General features: G+C 71.4%; 17 protein-coding genes and 1 pseudogene. 7 read left to right on the top strand and 11 right to left on the bottom strand.

What is annotated here, in order from left to right:
- Positions 1–37: 37 nt before the first annotated feature.
- The gene (locus ACWD1U_RS11510; RefSeq protein ID WP_451107000.1) at positions 38–931 is read right to left on the bottom strand and encodes an NYN domain-containing protein; all 894 of its coding nucleotides are present in this window, start codon (positions 929–931) and stop codon (positions 38–40) included.
- 204 nt (positions 932–1135) lie between these two features.
- Here ACWD1U_RS11510 and ACWD1U_RS11505 point away from each other — a divergent pair, with 204 nt between their 5' ends.
- A complete protein-coding gene (locus ACWD1U_RS11505) occupies positions 1136–1312 on the top strand; it encodes a hypothetical protein (protein WP_451107025.1) in 177 nt (58 codons plus the stop codon).
- 187 nt (positions 1313–1499) lie between these two features.
- Here ACWD1U_RS11505 and ACWD1U_RS11500 read toward each other — a convergent pair whose 3' ends face one another.
- The 3 genes from ACWD1U_RS11500 to ACWD1U_RS11490 form a co-directional block, all read right to left on the bottom strand.
- Positions 1500–2105, bottom strand: a complete 606-nt coding sequence (locus ACWD1U_RS11500; protein WP_451106587.1) for a MarC family protein — start codon at positions 2103–2105, stop codon at positions 1500–1502.
- A gap of 177 nt (positions 2106–2282) precedes the next feature.
- A complete protein-coding gene (locus ACWD1U_RS11495; protein ID WP_451106586.1) occupies positions 2283–3143 on the bottom strand; it encodes a PHP domain-containing protein in 861 nt (286 codons plus the stop codon).
- 164 nt (positions 3144–3307) lie between these two features.
- Entirely contained in the window at positions 3308–3949 is a 642-nt protein-coding gene (locus ACWD1U_RS11490; protein ID WP_451106585.1) for a DUF6758 family protein, read from the bottom strand.
- Positions 3950–4223: 274 nt separating this feature from the next.
- Here ACWD1U_RS11490 and ACWD1U_RS11485 point away from each other — a divergent pair.
- Positions 4224–4488: pseudogene (locus ACWD1U_RS11485) on the top strand (MFS transporter); the annotation flags it as partial.
- A 30-nt stretch (positions 4489–4518) separates the two neighbouring features.
- Here ACWD1U_RS11485 and ACWD1U_RS11480 read toward each other — a convergent pair.
- Entirely contained in the window at positions 4519–5103 is a 585-nt protein-coding gene (locus ACWD1U_RS11480) for a suppressor of fused domain protein (RefSeq protein WP_451106583.1), read from the bottom strand.
- A gap of 459 nt (positions 5104–5562) precedes the next feature.
- On the opposite strand from ACWD1U_RS11480, the gene ACWD1U_RS11475 reads away from it, so the two are divergent.
- Positions 5563–6681, top strand: coding sequence for a magnesium and cobalt transport protein CorA (locus tag ACWD1U_RS11475; protein WP_451106581.1), 1119 nt, complete (start codon positions 5563–5565; stop codon positions 6679–6681).
- Between the two features lie 22 nt (positions 6682–6703).
- On the top strand, positions 6704–7216 hold the full coding sequence (locus tag ACWD1U_RS11470) for a hypothetical protein (RefSeq protein ID WP_451106579.1): 513 nt from the start codon (positions 6704–6706) through the stop codon (positions 7214–7216).
- Positions 7217–7220: 4 nt separating this feature from the next.
- Here ACWD1U_RS11470 and ACWD1U_RS11465 read toward each other — a convergent pair whose 3' ends face one another.
- A complete protein-coding gene (locus ACWD1U_RS11465; RefSeq protein WP_451106577.1) occupies positions 7221–7976 on the bottom strand; it encodes a hypothetical protein in 756 nt (251 codons plus the stop codon).
- A 225-nt stretch (positions 7977–8201) separates the two neighbouring features.
- Here ACWD1U_RS11465 and ACWD1U_RS11460 point away from each other — a divergent pair, with 225 nt between their 5' ends.
- From ACWD1U_RS11460 to ACWD1U_RS11450, 3 genes are read left to right on the top strand one after another with little or no spacing between them, the layout of a single operon-like run.
- Complete coding sequence (locus ACWD1U_RS11460; protein WP_451106576.1) at positions 8202–9488, top strand: magnesium transporter MgtE N-terminal domain-containing protein; 1287 nt, start codon at positions 8202–8204, stop codon at positions 9486–9488.
- A complete protein-coding gene (locus tag ACWD1U_RS11455; protein ID WP_451106574.1) occupies positions 9478–10077 on the top strand; it encodes a DUF1003 domain-containing protein in 600 nt (199 codons plus the stop codon). Before ACWD1U_RS11460 ends, ACWD1U_RS11455 begins: the two co-directional genes overlap by 11 nt.
- Before the next feature lie 43 nt (positions 10078–10120).
- Complete coding sequence (locus ACWD1U_RS11450) at positions 10121–11254, top strand: Mrp/NBP35 family ATP-binding protein (RefSeq protein WP_451106572.1); 1134 nt, start codon at positions 10121–10123, stop codon at positions 11252–11254.
- 156 nt (positions 11255–11410) lie between these two features.
- Here ACWD1U_RS11450 and ACWD1U_RS11445 read toward each other — a convergent pair whose 3' ends face one another.
- The 5 genes from ACWD1U_RS11445 to sigE form a co-directional block, all read right to left on the bottom strand.
- Positions 11411–12082, bottom strand: a complete 672-nt coding sequence (locus tag ACWD1U_RS11445; RefSeq protein ID WP_451106570.1) for a hypothetical protein — start codon at positions 12080–12082, stop codon at positions 11411–11413.
- A gap of 234 nt (positions 12083–12316) precedes the next feature.
- Complete coding sequence (locus ACWD1U_RS11440; RefSeq protein ID WP_451106568.1) at positions 12317–12760, bottom strand: sec-independent translocase; 444 nt, start codon at positions 12758–12760, stop codon at positions 12317–12319.
- 215 nt (positions 12761–12975) lie between these two features.
- Positions 12976–14985 carry a trypsin-like peptidase domain-containing protein gene (locus ACWD1U_RS11435; protein ID WP_451106566.1) on the bottom strand — a complete coding sequence of 670 codons (2010 nt, stop codon included), beginning with the start codon at positions 14983–14985 and terminating at the stop codon, positions 12976–12978.
- Positions 14986–15226: 241 nt separating this feature from the next.
- Positions 15227–16201, bottom strand: coding sequence for a zf-HC2 domain-containing protein (locus ACWD1U_RS11430; RefSeq protein WP_451106998.1), 975 nt, complete (start codon positions 16199–16201; stop codon positions 15227–15229).
- 71 nt (positions 16202–16272) lie between these two features.
- On the bottom strand, positions 16273–17046 hold the full coding sequence (gene sigE, locus ACWD1U_RS11425) for an RNA polymerase sigma factor SigE (protein ID WP_451106565.1): 774 nt from the start codon (positions 17044–17046) through the stop codon (positions 16273–16275).
- Positions 17047–17149 lie beyond the last annotated feature (103 nt).

Genomic DNA, 17149 nt, shown 5'->3' with positions numbered 1-17149 from the left:
GCCGCGTTGCCAAAAACGCGCCCTGACCGGACGCTCCTCAGACCCGCGTCTGCAGGTGCTCCCAGAAGCCGTCGCGCAGTGCCCTCCGGAGGTCCGCCTGGCCGCGCAGCGAGTACTGGAGGAGACCCTCCGCGTCCACGAGCAGGTCCTGGTCCACCGAGCCGGGCAGGTACGGATGGCCGGGCAGCAGCTCCACCAGCGAGTCCCGGCCGCGGGCGGCCAGCCACTTCTCCGCGATCTGCGCGCCCACGAACCGTACGTCCTCGCGGGCGGGCCGGGCCGTGGTCGCCTCGTAGGCGGGGGCCGTGCGGCGGGACACGTAGGGCTTGAAGAAGTCGAGGTCGAAGGTGCGCTGGCTGTCGACCTCCCACAGGAGGGGTTCCGCCTGGTTGCGGCCCTCCGGCGCCTCGATGCCCCAGAGGTGGACGCGGGCGCCGTAACCCTGCGCCGCCTCCACCGCCGACACCAGGTCCTCGTCGCCGCCGAGCAGGGCCGCGTCGCTGATGGCGCGGTGCCGGGCGAGGGACTCCAGGTCGGAGCGGATGAGGGAGTCGACGCCCTTCTGTTGGTTGTTGGCGTTCAGGTTGCCCAGCCGCACCTTGACGTCCGGCAACTCCGCGATGGTCTGTTGCTCGGCCGTGTGGATGCGGCGCCGGGCGCCGTCGTACCAGTAGACCCGCAGCAGTCTGCTGTCGGCGAAGATCGTGCGGGCCTTGTCGATGAGCGCGTCGATCAGGCCCTCGGCGTCCAGATCGAAGGCGCGGCGGTCCTCCATTCCGGATACCAGGCGTCCCGCGGCCGCGTACAGGTACCCGGCATCGACGAAGATCGCGTGAGTGGAGGGCGTCTTCGCCACCTCGGCGAGCATGCGCTGCAGCAGCTCGTTGGTGCGGTCGATGCGGGTGCTGAGGGCCGCGAGGTCGTCGTTCATCGTCTCCATTGTCCAGGTGGTCACGCTATGAACACAACCGGTCCCGGTCGGTCCTGTAACGACACTCTTACGGCTCGGTAATTAGCCGTTCGAAAAATTTCCTTAGCGTAGGGAATGTTTGACCCATGCATCCCTGTTGACTCATACGGAACACCGCGCGCCGCAGCCCGGTGGCCGCACACCCAAGTAGTTCTCCTCAGGAGGATGACCAGACGAAGGGAGAAGCCCTTGCGCTTCGAAATCATGCGACTCGACGACGTCGACGGCACACCTGTGGACTCGACCGTTGTGGACGCCGCCTCCGTCAACCACATCGTTCAGCAGGCCGCCGCCATCGGGCAGCGCCTGTGGATCCGCCCGGCCGAGACCACGGCCTCATAACGCGCGCAGCGCTCACACACTTCGCAGCCCCCGCCCCGGCATCGACGGAGCGGGGGCTGCGCTGCTGCGGACCGCTGCGACCGGGGGCGTACACAACCTGGGCACGTCGTGGGCATGCACCTCCTGCCCCGCCTGCCCGACGGCCTCACCCGGCCCTGCCGGTCACCGCGGGCATCCCGCCGAGCCGTCAGCTCCCCCGGATCACCTGCGTGACACCGTTGATGATCTGCTGCACGGCGATGGCGGAGAGCATCATGCCCGCGAGCCGTGTCACCAGGACCACACCGCCGTCCTTGATGATCCGGATGATCACCAGCGAGTACCGCATCACCAGCCACAGCACGACGTGGATGGCCAGGATCGCCGTCCACACCGACACCTGCGTGGCCACGGTGTGGGCCTTCTGCACCGCGAGGATGACCGACACGATCGCGCCCGGCCCGGCCAGCAGCGGCATGCCCAGCGGCACGAGGGCGACGTTGACGTCCTTGGTCTGCTTGGGCTCGTCGGTCTTCCCGGTGAGCAGATCCAGCGCGATGAGCAGAAGCAGCAGTCCGCCCGCGATCATCAGCGCGGGCACGGACACGTGGAGATAGTTCAGGATCTGGTGCCCGAGCAACCCGAAGACGGTGATCACTCCACCGGCGACGCAGACGGCCTGGAAGGCCATCCGCTTCTGCACCTTGCCGGGCCGCCCGGCGGTGAGCGCGAGGAAGATCGGGGTGATCCCCGGCGGGTCCATGATGACGAAGAGAGTGAGAAAGAGAGAGCCGAAGACGGCGAGGTCGAACATGAGCGTGATGGCCTTGCGCGTGGTGAGGGAGCGTGCGGCGGGCCGACGGCCGCCGCTGCTGTGGGCAGGCGTTCCGCACGGCGATGGGGACACCGCCCTGCTCGAACGCAGTGGAGAGCTTCGGGGCACAGCGGCAGCGCCGAGTGCCCGGACAACGGACTTGCGGGAGAGAGACCCTCAGACGGCTCCGCCGGCCCCGGGCACCGGAAACGCCCCGAACGCCCGCCGCGTGATCTCCCCGTACACCTCGGGATCCGTCGTGTACTCCCCGAGCACACATGTCTTCCGGCTGCCGTGGTAGTCCGAGGAGCCGGTCACCAGGAGCCCGAGTTCCTTGGCCAGTCCCCGCAGCCGCGCACGCGTCTGCGCATCGTGGTCCATGTGATCGACCTCGATGCCGTCCAGCCCGGCCGCGGCCATCTCGGCGATGGCGGCCTCCGGGACCGTACGCCCCCGCTTGCTCGCCGCGGGATGCGCGAACACCGCCACCCCGCCCGCGCCCTTGATCAGCCGGATCGCCTCGAAGGGGTCGGTCTCGTGCTTCTCCACGAAGACCCGGCCGCCGTCGGCCAGCCAGTCCTCGGTGAAGGCGTCGTTCACCGTCGGCACGACGCCCAGTTCCACCAGCGCGCTCGCCACATGCGGCCGCCCGACGGACCCGTCACCGGCGATCCGCGCCACCTGCTCCCAGGTCACGGGCACGCCCAGCTCCTGAAGCTTGGCGATCATGCCCTGGGCGCGCGGCACCCGGTCGTCCCGCACGAGTTCCCGCTCGGCGAGCAGCGCGGGCTCCTCGGCGTCGAAGAGGTAGGCCAGCATGTGCATGCTGACCCCGTCGATCCGGCAGGAGAGCTCGGCCCCGGTGACCAGCGTGAGGGCCTCGGGCAGCGCGGCGACCGCCTCGGCATGTCCGCGGGTCGTGTCGTGGTCGGTGAGCGCCACGACATCCAGTCCGGCAGCAGCGGCCTTGCGCACCAGCTCGGCCGGCGTGTCCGTACCGTCGGAAGCGGTGGAGTGGGTGTGCAGATCGATACGCACGACACGGACTCCAGACACGGACGGGACGAACAAGGGCTGCTCAAGGATAACCAGGTTTTCCGACGCCCCATGTCACACCCGAACCCGGCAGACGCCCCCTACACCACCGCCCGCACCAGGCGTGGGGGCTGCGCGGCCGGCCCGGAGGCAACCCGCACCCGCCCTCAGGCCCCGAGCAAGCGCGGCGACAAGGCGCCGCAGGGCACCAACTCGACCTCGGCTCCGGCGTCCCGCAGATCCGTCAGCACCAGTTCGTCGTACATCAGCAGCCCGGACTGCTCAGGCCACACCACAGCCCACAACCACAACCCCAGCGCCTCACCGGCGAACACCGCCCGATCGTCCGGCGCCCCGGAGACATGCCACAGCGGCGTGGGCCGTCCCGCGGCCAGCACCTTCGCCTGAGCCGGCTTCCCGACATCCATGTACGGCCCCGGATCCGGCCCGTCCATGCCCGCGTAGCGCGCCCCGAGCCCGACGCCGAGCTCCTCGGCCACCAGGATCAGCTCGCCCATCCCCCCGAGCGGCCCCGGCCCGGTACAGGCCACGGCCGTCGCGCGGCCGCCGGTGCGGTCGTCCCCCGCACAGGCCACACCCGTGAACAGCCACCCCACCGGCAGCGGCCAGGGCATCCACACCGGCACCTGCGTGCGGTGCACCACGACGTTGAGGGCGTCGACGCTGGGCGGTATCACGGGCTGCACCGGATGGACGGTGCCGTGCACAGCGCACTGCCACGAGTCGGAGAAGAGGCCGGGAGCCCTGACCCGGCCACCGCACTTCGGGCAACTGGGTTCGCCCCTCATAGGGCCCCACGGTCCTACCCCCGCCCCGCCGCGTCAAGGACGATCACCCAACCGGACGGAACCCTTCACCCAGACATTAGATGTAATGACATTATTTAGCACTGCCAACTCAGCATGTGCGTACCTCGGTCTCGGGAAAGGGAGCAAGCATGGGCCCCTCCGACGCCGGAGCGGGCGGTCTCCTGAAGCGGCCCAAGTCCGTGTGGGCGACCGCCGGGGCGTCGGTCGTCACCTTCACGGGCATCGGACTCGTCGACCCGATCCTGCCGGGCCGGCCCTCGGAGTGTCGGACGCGCCCCGGCCGGTGGCGAGCGCGGGCTTCAACTTCGTCCGCTGGTTCGCGGCGGCCGCCGCACCGTACTTCGCGCCGAGGGCCGAGGGGTGGACCGACCTCCACATCCCGTTCGCGGTGACGGCGGTCACCGCGGTCATGGGGCGCGATCGGGGTCGTCGTACGCCGGAAGGCCCTCACCCGCGAAGCCGAGGAGCCGGAGCCGAAGCACGCCACCGAGGACGGTGTCACCTTCTTCGTCAACTGATGCTTTTCAGCTGCGGGTTGGTGAGGTTGCTCACTCCAGCGGAACGGACTTCCGGGACGGATCCCGGAGGTCCGTCCCCTGGTTCAGCCACCGCTCCTGGAGCGCTTGGGCGCCGTGCACCCGCTTCCACGCGGCCTCGTTCGGGGTCATCGGCAGCAGCGGCAGGAACCGTACGGGGTCGAGGGGCTCTTCGAGCTCCAGGTCCTCGACCAGGCCGCCCGGCTCGGCGACCAGGACCGAGGTGAAGGGGGCGCCGGGCCACAGCGGGTCGCCGACGTCGAGGGACGCGCCGGGAGCCACGACGAGGCCCTCCACCTGCGGAGAGGCGGCGAGCGCGGCGAGCGGGCGGAGCACCTGGTCGGTGGCGGCGAGACCGGAGCGGACGGACAGCACCAGCTCGGAGCGCGGGCCCTTGACCGGGTCGGCGACGACGGCCGTGGGGTCGGTCATGGGGTGCGCGGACATGCCGAGCGTGGCGTAGCGGACGATGTCGCCCTCCTGGAAGCGGAGCACCTCGATGCGGTCCGTGCCGAGGAAGGTGACCGCCGCGCGCGCGTCCGGCTCGCCCAGCGCGGTACGCAAACGGGCCTCGACCAGAGGAAGAACGTCAGCCATGCCGCGAGCATAGGACTCGTCAGTAGCGGGCAAAGCAGCGCCTTGACAGTTGTGTCGGCTGCTACTCTTGCCCGGTGGTTCGGGGCAGCACGCAGAAGCGTCGCGATCAAGCCCCGACGCCGAAGGAACTCCCTTACGAGGGACCGGCCGGAGGAGGTGGGGCTGCAATGGATCGAAGTCGACCGTGCAGTAGCACCACGCTCTCCCGCCGCTGATGTAGCTGCTCCGTCTTCTGGCCGGCCGCCACCTCTCGCACTCGCCTTCACCGCGGAAGAGCGCTTCGTTTCGCTTTGCCTGATCTGCCTCAGTAGCTGAATCAGTAACGAGACTCGCCACCGCGACGGTGCGGTGCTCCCCGCTTTGTGGACGTGCCAAACATCAGCAGTCACTACGTCCTCATTCCGGGTAGTTCCAACCGTCGCCGGCGCCTTTCGTTGCCCGCCCGCGAAGGAGCCCGCCATGTCGATGATCCGCGACCTGCGCGCCGTTGTCCGTCCGTCCCGTGTGTCGCTGCGCAAGGACGGCGGGGCGTACGACGCCACCCGCGGCCCTGCGGCGGCCTCCGCCGTCGTCGACTGCGCCGTCTACCGCGACGGCCGTCGCATCGAGACCGGGACCCCGCTGACCCCACACGAGGCGGTGCGCCTGGTGCGCCGTGACGGCGGGTTCGTGTGGATCGGCCTGCACGAGCCGACGGAGGCCGAATTCTCCGGCATCGCCCGTGAGTTCGGCCTGCACCCGCTGGCCGTGGAGGACGCCGTCCAGGCCCACCAGCGGCCCAAGCTGGAGCGCTACGACGACTCCCTCTTCACCGTCTTCAAGACCATCCACTACGTGGAGCACGACCAGCTCGACGCCAACAGCGAGGTCGTCGAGTCCGGCGAGGTCATGTGCTTCACCGGCCGGGACTTCTTCATCACCGTCCGGCACGGCGGGCAGGGCTCCCTGCGGGCGCTCAGGCACCGCCTCCAGGACGACCCCGAGCTGCTGGCCAAGGGCCCCTCGGCCGTGCTGCACGCCATCGCCGACCACGTCGTCGACGGGTACATCGCCGTCGCCGACGCGGTGCAGGACGACATCGACGAGGTCGAGACCGAGGTGTTCTCGCCGGGGCGCAAGGGCGGCGCCGCGCGGGGCACGGACGCCGGCCGGATCTACCAACTCAAGCGCGAGGTGCTGGAGTTCAAGCGGGCGGTGTCGCCGCTGCTGCGGCCCATGCAGCTGCTGAGCGAGCGGCCGATGCGGCTGATCGACCCGGACATCCAGAAGTACTTCCGGGACGTCGCCGACCACCTGGCCCGGGTCCAGGAGCAGGTCCTCGGCTTCGACGAGCTGCTGAACTCCATCCTCCAGGCCAACCTGGCGCAGGCGTCCGTGGCGCAGAACGAGGACATGCGGAAGATCACCTCATGGGCCGCCATCATCGCCGTGCCGACGATGGTCTGCGGGGTGTACGGCATGAACTTCGACCACATGCCGGAGCTGCACTGGCGGTACGGCTACCCGGTGATCATGGGCATCACGGTGGTCATCTGCCTCGGCATCCACCGCACGCTGAAGCGGAACGGCTGGCTGTGAGCCGCGTGGATAGGCTGGTGCCATGACAAGCGAGCTGCTCGGCCAGGCCCTCGTCGAGGAGGCCACGAAGAAGTCCGGCCTCGTCTGGGTCCAGGGCCCCGACGGCCCGGCGCGTGCCCTGTGGCACGTGTGGCACGAGGGCGCCGCGTGCCTGGTCGGCGACGGGCCCGGCGAGCAGCCGCTGCCGAGGCTGGCCGACGGGGCCGAGGCCCGGGTGACGGTGCGCAGCAAGGACAAGGGGGGCCGGCTGGTCTCCTGGACGGCGCGCGTCACGCACCTCGCACCGGGCTCCGAGGCGTGGGACGCGGCGGTCGCCGAGCTCAAGGGCAAACGGCTGAACGCGCCCGACGGCGAGGCCATGACCGAGCGCTGGGCCCGTGAGTGCCGTGTGCTGCGGCTGGAGCCGACCGGGGCGACGGCGCCGCTGCCCGACGGCTCCCTGTCCGAACCGCCCCGGCCCTCCCCGGCGATCACCCGCCGGCCGGTCCCGGCGGGGCTGCCCCGTCTGCTGCTGAAGAAGCGCAAACGGACCTGACGGCCTACGACGCCGGCAGCTGCTTGCCGTAGTCCACCGTCTCGCTCTTCTCCGGCTCCTTCAGGGCGAAGTCCTGCCCCCAGGCGGAGAACGTCAGGATGCCCGCCCCGCCGGCCCGCTCCAGGCGCAGCGGGTACGGCTTGCCCTCGAGGGAGACCTCCAGGGTGCCGCCGGAGCCCTTGTCGCCGGTGACGCGGATGGTGCGGACGCCCCCCTGCTCGTCGTGGCCGTCCGTCGCGAGTGCGCCGTGCAGGGTCAGCAGACCGTCGAGGAGGACTCCCTTGTCCGTGAAACCGCTGAACTTCTTGTACGAAGGGTCGCCCTGCGGCACCTTCACGAACTTCCCGCCGAGCTTGGCGGCCGCCGCCGCGTCCGACGTGCCGCCCTCGCCCTGGCCGCTGCCGTGACCCCAGAACTCCGCGTCGGCCATGACGAAGAGCTGCTCACCGACGCGCAGCAGCTTGAAGGTCGCGCCCTTCGTGGTGACCGACCCGGTGCCGCCGTCGTCCTTCAGCCGCATGTCGAGCGCGTACGTCCGCCCGCCGCTGACGACGTTGCCGTGCACCCGGACCGCCCCGGCGGACTCGGCCGCCGCGCGGGTCTTGGCCTGGATCTTGCCGGCGGGGAGTCTGCCGACGCCGTTGGTGCCCTCGTTCGGATCCTCCGCGCAGCCCGTGAGCACCGTTCCCGTCACGAGCAGCGCGCACGTCGCGCTCGCGAGTGCGGCACCGCGGTTGCGGCCGTGGCGAATCGGAGTCACAGGTGGGGCTGCCTCTCTGACGGGAGACCTGAACGGCGTACCGCAGGGTACCGGGGTCGTGTGGGCAGGTCGGAGCCAGTCCGTCCGGACCGTCCGCCGACGCACCGCCGATCGGGACGGGCTAGCCTGAAGCCCACCCGAGCGGGCAATTCGGAAGAGACAGGCACAGAGAAAGCCCCAGAGACAGGCACCACGAACCACCCCGCACGAAAAGGAGCCGCGGCCATGGCAGCGGGCGCCCCCCGGATCTTCGTATCGCACCTCTCCGGTATCGCCGTCTTCGATCCCGCCGGCGACCAGGTGGGACGAGTGCGCGATCTGGTCGTCATGCTGCGGGTGGGGCAGCGGCCGCCGAGGCTGCTCGGCCTCGTCGTCGAACTCGCCACCCGCCGCCGTATCTTCCTGCCCATGACCCGGGTCACGGCCATCCAGTCCGGCCAGGTCATCACCACCGGCGTGCTCAACGTCCGGCGCTTCGAGCAGCGGCCCACCGAGCGGCTGGTCTTCGGAGAGCTCCTGGACCGGCGCGTGACGCTCACCGAGACCGGCGAGGAGGTCACCGTCCTCGACCTGTCGGTGCATCAGCTTCCCGCCCGCCGGGAGTGGGAGATCGACCGGGTCTTCGTCCGCAAGGGCAGGAAGGGAAGTGCCTTCCGGCGGGCCAAGGGCGAGGCGCTGACCGTCGAGTGGACCGCCGTGACCGGCTTCTCCCTGGAGGAGCAGGGGCAGGGCGCGGAGAGCCTCCTCGCCACGTTCGAGCAGCTGCGCCCGGCCGACCTGGCCAACGTCCTGCACCACCTCTCCCCCAAGCGCCGGGCCGAGGTCGCCGCCGCCCTGGACGACGACCGCCTGGCCGACGTGCTGGAGGAGCTCCCGGAGGACGACCAGATCGAGATCCTGGGCAAGCTCAAGGAGGAGCGCGCCGCCGACGTCCTGGAGGCCATGGACCCGGACGACGCGGCCGACCTGCTGGGCGAGCTGCCCACGGACGATCAGGAACGGCTGCTGCGCCTGATGCAGCCCGGCGACGCGGCCGACATGCGGCGCCTGATGTCCTACGAGGACCGCACGGCGGGCGGTCTGATGACCACGGAGCCGATCGTGCTGCGCCCGGACGCCACCGTCGCCGACGCCCTCGCCCGCGTCCGCAACGCCGACCTCTCCCCCGCCCTGGCGGCCCAGGTCTACGTCTGCCGGCCACCCGACGACACCCCGACCGGCAAGTACCTGGGCACCGTCCACTTCCAGCGCCTGCTGCGGGAGCCACCGCCGTCCCTGGTCAGCTCGATCCTCGACAGCGACCTGCAGCCCCTGGACCCGGAGGCGGAGCTGCCGGCCATCGCGGGCTTCTTCGCCACGTACGACATGGTGGCGGCCCCCGTCGTCGACGAGGCCGGCTCGCTGCTGGGCGCGGTGACCGTGGACGACGTACTCGACCACATGCTCCCCGAGGACTGGCGGGAGACCGAGTTCCACCTGGACGAGGAGGAGGTGGCGACCGATGGTTCCTGAGCGCGACACCCTGCGCGAGCGCACGCCGGCGGGCGCCACGGCCGCCTCCCGGCCGCGCGCCGCCCGCCTCGACCAGCCGGGCATGCCCAGGCACCGGATCCTGCCCGAGTACGACCCGGAGGCCTTCGGACGGTTCTCGGAACGCATCGCGCGCTTCCTCGGCACCGGACGGTTCCTGGTCTGGATGACGGCCGCCATCATCCTGTGGGTGGCGTGGAACAGCCTCGCGCCCCGGCCGCTGCGGTTCGACGAGTACCCCTTCATCTTCCTGACCCTGATGCTGTCGCTCCAGGCCTCCTACGCCGCCCCGCTGATCCTGCTCGCGCAGAACCGGCAGGACGACCGGGACCGGGTCAACCTGGAGCAGGACCGCAAGCAGAACGAGCGGTCGATCGCGGACACCGAGTACCTGACCCGCGAGATCGCCGCCCTGCGCATCGGCCTGGGCGAGGTCGCCACCCGCGACTGGATCCGCTCGGAGCTCCAGGACGTGATCAAGGAGATGGAGGAACGGCACGACGGCCACCGTCACGACCCCGTCGTCTTCCCGGCGGAGCGGTCACGGGGGCGTGACGCAGACGACCGCTGAGACGCTTTCCTACGCCCCGGTACGGCGCCGTACCATCGTCCTTATGGCTACGGAAGACGCGGTGCGCGAGGCACTGGCGACGGTGAACGACCCCGAGATCCACAAGCCCATCACCGAACTCGGGATGGTCAAATCCGTGGAGATCGGCGCGGACGGGGCGGTCGCGGTCACCGTGTACCTCACGGTCTCGGGCTGCCCGATGCGGGACACGATCACGCAGCGCGTGACCGAGGCGGTCTCCCGCGTCGAGGGCGTCTCACACGTCGACGTCACGCTCGACGTGATGAGTGACGAGCAGCGCCGCGAGCTGGCCTCCGCCCTGCGCGGCGGCCAGACCGAGCGGGAGGTCCCCTTCGCCAAGCCGGGCAGCCTCACCCGCGTCTACGCGGTCGCCTCCGGCAAGGGCGGCGTCGGCAAGTCCTCGGTCACGGTGAACCTGGCCGCGGCGATGGCGGCCGACGGCCTCAAGGTCGGTGTCGTCGACGCCGACATCTACGGCCACTCCGTGCCGCGCATGCTGGGCGCGGACGGCCGTCCCACCCAGGTCGAGAACATGATCATGCCACCGTCGGCGAACGGCGTGAAGGTCATCTCCATCGGCATGTTCACCCCGGGCAACGCCCCGGTCGTCTGGCGCGGCCCGATGCTCCACCGCGCCCTGCAGCAGTTCCTCGCGGACGTGTACTGGGGCGACCTGGACGTCCTCCTGCTGGACCTGCCGCCGGGCACCGGCGACATCGCGATCTCCGTCGCCCAGCTGGTCCCGAACGCCGAGATCCTGGTCGTCACCACGCCCCAGCAGGCGGCGGCCGAGGTCGCCGAGCGCGCGGGCTCCATCGCCGTCCAGACGCACCAGAAGATCGTCGGCGTGGTCGAGAACATGTCCGGCCTGCCCTGCCCGCACTGCGGCGAGATGGTCGACGTCTTCGGCACGGGCGGCGGTCAGGCGGTCGCCGACGGCCTGACCCGCACGACCGGCACGAACGTCCCGGTCCTCGGCAGCATCCCCATCGACGTCCGCCTCCGCGAGGGCGGCGACGAGGGCAAGCCGGTGGTCCTGACGGACCCGGACTCCCCGGCGGGCTCGGCCCTGCGAGCGATCGCGGGCAAGCTGGGCGGCAGGCAGCGGGGCCTGTCGGGCCTGTCCCTCGGTATCACTCCGAAGAACAAGTTCTGATCGCTGCGCCGCTGAGGGCAACGCCCTCAGCGGCGCGGAGCCGTGTCGGTCTGCGGCTGCGCCGCGTGGGCGCGAGCAACCACATCGCACCCGCGGCCGGCCTCGATGCGGAGGCCCCACGGCGAAGGGGCGCCGAACCAGCCGGCGCCCCGGAGTTCACGCGTACGCGGCGATGTCCTTCACCGCGGCGAACCCGAGCCCGTACGCACTCATCCCCCGCCCGTACGCGCCCACATGCACACCTGCGGACGTGGACCCGGCGAGCACCCACCCGAACTCCGACTCCCGGTAGTGGAACGCCGTCAGCACCCCGTCCACGGGAAGCGACAGCGTCGACCAGTCCGGCCCGTCGAGGTCGTCCGCCAGCACCCACGCCGTCTCGGTCTGCTGCTCCAGCCAGTCGTCCCGCAGGGAGTGGTCCATCTGCCCGGGCCACGTGAAGGACAGCAGACCCACACCCGCGAGCCACGCCGCGGAGGACACCGACGTGGCCTCCAGCAGCCCCGTACCGTCCGCGGTGCGCCGTGAGGGGTTCGCCGCGACGGTCACCACGACCGCGAACTTCTCCTTGGCCTCCTGATCACCCGCGGCGGCATGCTCGTTGCGCACCGTGGGCTCGTCGCCGTGCCCGATCGACCCGTGTTCCACGGCTCCGTCGGCCGTCGTACCGACCTGCATCAGCCAGCGCGGTCCCGTGAAGGCCTCGTCGAGGCCGTACCACGGGAAGGGCGCACGCAGGTAGCCGTCGATCGTACGGCGGGCGGAGGGGGCTTGTTGCCCGCCCTCCCCGGCCGGCGTCTGTGCGACTGCCCGACTCGTCGTCTCCATGTGCCCGGACGCCTCCTCGCTCTCGTCGGGCCGGTACGGCCCGCCCCCCTTCGGGCGGCGTCGTGGTCCACCTACGGCCGCCCATCAACTCGGCAGCATAGCCACACGGCTGCGAGCGGCAGGGAAACCGCCCGGTTCGAGGGCCGCACGGGCGCCTGGATCAGGCCGCACACAGCCCGACCGGAGTATGAGACGCGTCACGCGCCCCGGGGCTCACACCCGGGGACGGGTCGCTCAGGTGGCGTCCGCGTCGAAAGGCGGACGGTCGTCCCGGTCGGGCGTCTCGGGCTTCTTGGTCATGTCGATCCGTCCGCCGGAGGAGCCGGCGGACGACGACGAGGAGGACGTGTCGGAGTCACGGCTGTGGACGGCGTCGGTGACCTCGGCCATCTCCTTCTTCAGGTCGAAGCCGTTGCGGATCTCCTTGAGCCCCAGGTCCTCGTTGTCCAGCTGCTTGCGGATGAACGTCTTGGGGTTGAGATCCTCGAACTCGAAGTCCTTGAACTCCGGGCCGAGTTCCTCCCGGATGTCGTTCTTGGCGCTCTCCGAGAACTCACGGATCTTCCGGATCGTGCGTGTCACGTCCTGGATGACCTTGGGGAGCTTGTCCGGACCGAAGACGAGCACGGCGAGGACGATGAGCGTCACCAGCTCGAGTGGTCCTATGTCATTGAACACCTGAAGCTCCTTGCGATGTCCTCGGTCCTCGGCCCTCGTGGTCGGTGCGGGTCTTGCCGTGGTCCGGGCCGGATCCACGGTACCCGGCGATCCTGTCCGACCGGTACCGTCCCGGGACCTCCGCGTGCGGGGAGTGGGAGCGCTTTCCCGATTGTTTGCCTTGTCGGTCCCTTATGGGGCCCGATGAGAGGTCTGCGAGTTCCGGACATCACGCCTCAGCCACCGGACGATCCGAGGACGAGCGAGACCGTCCGCTCCTTGCCGCCGCGCTCCAGGGTCAGCTCCAGACGGTCGCCGGGGCGGTGCGCCCGGGTCTTGACGATCAGTTCCTCCCCGGAGTGGACGCGTCGGCCGTCGACCTCGGTGATGACGTCGCCCGCCTTGAGGCCGGCCTTGGCTCCCGGGCCGCCCTGGGTGACCGGCGGTCCGCCCTCGCTTCCCTCGGTGGCGACCCGGGCGCCGTTGCCCGTGTAGTCCATGTCGAGGGTGATACCGATGACGGGGTGGGTCGCCTTCCCGGTGTTGATCAGCTCCTCGGCGACGCGCTTGCCCTGGTTGATGGGGATGGCGAACCCGAGGCCTATCGAGCCGGCCCGCCCGCTCTCCGGGGCGGAGCCGCTCTCCGCCGAGCGGATGGCCGAGTTGATGCCGATGACCTGGGCCTTGGTGTCGAGCAGGGGCCCGCCGGAGTTGCCGGGGTTGATGGGCGCGTCGGTCTGCAGCGCGTCGACGTACGAAACGTCGCTGCCGTCGCCCTTCTCGCCACCGGCCGTGATGGGCCGCTGCTTGGCGCTGATGATGCCGGAGGTGACCGTGCCGGCCAGGTCGAAGGGCGCGCCGATGGCCACGACCGGGTCGCCGACCTGCACGTTGTCCGAGTTGCCGAGGGGCAGGGGGGTGAGCCCGCGCACGCCCTTCACCTTCACGACGGCGAGGTCGTAGCCGCTGTCCCGGCCGATGACCTCGGCCCGGGCGGTCTCCCCACCGTCGAAGGTCACGGTGATCTCGCCATCGGATCCGCCGGGCTGCACGACGTGGTTGTTGGTGAGGATGTGGCCGCGGGTGTCGAGCACGAAGCCGGTGCCGGTGCCCTGCTCGCCGGCGCCGCTCACATGCAGGGTGACCACGCTGGGCAGGGCCCGTCCGGCGATCCCGGCCACGCTGTCGGCGTCCCGCCCGGCGGCCTCCTTCCGCGCCTGCGGCAACTCCACGGCCCCGACGCCGCCGTTCCGCTCCAGATACGTCCCCACGGCACCGCCGATGCCCCCGGACACGAGCGCGAGCACCAAGGCCCCGATCGTCAGCGACTTCCTGCCCCGGCTACGCCGCTGCTCCGTGCTCAGTACGGCGGCGCCGTTCTGCTGGAGCGGGCCGTGGCCGCCGGTAGCTGCCCAGGGGTCATAGCGCTGCCAGGGGTCAGGGGCCGGGGCGGGGGCCGGGGCGTCGGCGTAACCGGGAGCAGCCGACAGGGGCGCAGCCGCGCCGGGGGGCGGCACCTGGGCCGGCACCGGCGCGACCGGCCCGGGGCCGTGCGGGGGCGGGGTGCCGTGCGGGGGCGGGGTGCCGTGTACCGACGGAGCGGGCGCGGCGGGCGCAGGGCCGCTCGGAGCCGGCGGGGGCGGGGTGCCGTGCGCCGGAGGGACGGGCGTGCCCGGCATGGTCGGCTGCCCCGGTACGACCACGCCCTGCGCCGGTGTCGCCGCAGGGTGCTGGACGGGCGGCGCGGGTGCCCAGGGGCCCGGTTCGCCGTAGGGCGGCGTGCTGTACGGATCGGGGTCATGCAGCGGCTTGCGCCCACCCTCGGGCGGAACGGCGGACGGGTCGGCCCCGACAGGGACGCCCTGTCCGGCGTCGCGTGCAGCGGCGACCGCCGCGGCGGCCTCCATGACAGGCTCGGCAGGGGCCTCACCCGGGGTGGTCCCGGTGGGCACGGCGGCCGTGGCGGCAACGCCTTCCCCGGCGTCGCCGACGGCAGGGCCAAACGCGGCAGCCTCAACGGCACTCCCGGCAGGCGCCCCGACCGGCTCGTCCTCGGCGGCCCGCACCTCAGGACGCTTCAATTCGTAGTCGCCCCCGTCGTGCTCCTGCCGCACCGCGGGCCGTGCCAGTTCGAAGTCCCCGTCGGTGCCGACGGCAGCCGCCGAACTCGCCTCCGGCCCACAGGCCTCGGCCGGCTCCGCCCCCGGGGTCCGGGCCGTGCTCTCGTGCCTCTCCTGCCCCGTCATCCCCGCCCCCGGCCCCTGCGCCTGCCCTGTGTCCTCCGGCCCATCCGAAGGGCCCTGCGGCCGTGGACGGCTCCACCACTTCTCGCTTTCGTGGGCTTCCCCTCGTTCATGCTCTCCCCACAGCCGCGGCACGGCTCGTCGCGGTGGCCGCAGTTCGTCGAATCGGCGCCCGGCCACACCTCGGCCCCGGGCGACAACCCCCGGATTCAATCAGGTTCCCGGGCCGGTGCGCAGAGGCCGGTCAGCGGGCCGTGCGCGAGGAGGAGGACGCGGAGGGGGACGAGGCCGGATCCGGGCGAGGCACGGCGAGCAGGGGCGCCGTGATCTCGGGGACCGCGGACCACGAGGTCAGAGCGGCCGGCGTGGCCGCCTCGAGCGGACGTATCAGCGGGGACATGACGGCGGCACCGGCCACCACCGGAGCGGTCAGGGCGTGCATGGCCTGGTGCCGGACGGCGGGGGGCGGCACTCCGGGCAGCAGCGGCGCGGACACCTCGGTCGGGGCGAGCGGGGTGTGGCCGAGCAGGTTCTGGCCGTACGCCTGCCCGAGCAGCGGTCCGGTGCCGCGGCGCCGCTGGGACTCGGGCGTCATCGCGGCTCCCGTGCCCTGTGTGCGCATCGGCGTCACGTTGCTCCCAGCCCCCGAGCCGCCGCGAGCCTCCGAGTCGGTCGGGGTGCCGGTGGTGACACCGCCGAGGGCGATCGCGGCCAGGGACACGGCCCCGGCGGCCACGAAGGCGAACCGCAGCCGCGAGGAGGATCTGTCGGTGTCGGGCCGGCCCACCTCGTGGATACGGAAGCCCCGGCCTGCGGGCGGAAGGCCGCGGTGGGCGGAGGGCAGGCCGCTGTCGCCGGCCGGAAGACGCCCGTTGCCCGAGGAGGACGGCAGCACGGGGAGGTGCGGACGGGACGGGGCGTACCCGAACTCGAACCGCTCGCCACGCTTCACGCCGAAGGCCCCGGACGGTCCGAACCGCCCGGACAGCCCGTCGGGCAGCCCTCCTCCGCCCAGCGGCGTCGCATCACCGTCCGGGCCGCCGCCCGCGGGTAGTCCCTGCAGGCGGGCCAGGAAGCTCTCGGAAGGGGGCGGCGGGGCGGCCGCCGCGAAGACGTTCTTCAGCCGGCGCTGGGCGTCCACCTCCGCCTTGCACTTCGGGCAGGTGGCCACGTGCGCCAGTACGCGCTCGCGCGCGTCATGACCGAGCTCTCCGTCCACCAGGGCGGAAAGCCGGTCTCCCAGGTGCTGCTCTGCGAGGTGTCCCTCGGAAGCTTTCGGCCGTGATCCGCTCACGCGCTCGCGCCCCCTCCTCCCCATGCGGGAACACGGGGCACGAAGGAGCGGCGCTCGGCACGCGCCTCCGGGGAGCGATGCGCGAGGGCCTTGCGCAGTTGGGAGCGGCCGCGGTGGATCCGCGAGCGGACCGTGCCGAGCTTGACGCCGAGGGTCGCGGCGATCTCCTCGTACGACAGTCCTTCGATGTCGCACAGGACGACCGCGGCGCGGAACTCGGGGGCCAGGGTGTCGAGGGCCTGCTGGACGTCCGCGTCGAAGTGCGCGTCGTTGAAGACCTGCTGGGGCGAGGGCTCTCTGCTGGGCAGCCGCTCGGCCGCGTCCTCGCCGAGGGCGTCGAAGCGGATGCGCTGCTTGCGGCGGACCATGTCCAGGAACAGGTTCGTCGTGATGCGGTGCAGCCAGCCTTCGAAGGTCCCCGGCGTGTAGGTGGACAGGGAGCGGAAGACGCGGACGAAGACCTCCTGCGTGAGGTCCTCCGCGTCGTGCTGGTTGCCGGTCAGACGGTAGGCGAGCCGGTAGACCCGGCCGCTGTGCGTGCTGACGATCTCCTCCCAGGTGGGCGGAGTCCACGCCTGCCCGTCCGCGTCGGTGGAGAAGGTCGCGGTCTGGGCGAAGTCAGCGGCGTGACTGTGGTCAGCAGCGGTGTCGTTCACGGATGTCGGCCTGCCCGCCGATCCGAGGAAGCGCCGAAGCGCTCCTCCGCGATCCACAGACGCAGCCGCACCTCCCCTGTCAGCTCTGGTGGTGTCCAGTGGAGCCCCTACCATAGCCACCTCGCCCGTTAGGACCGGATAAGCGGTTTTACGAGAATTTGATCTGTGCTGATACGCCTCGTACTGCTGCGTCGGCCCTGGCTCGCCGCCCTGCTCC

This window comes from Streptomyces sp. NPDC002788, from assembly GCF_053592115.1.
This window is presented reverse-complemented; position numbering and strand designations above follow the sequence as displayed.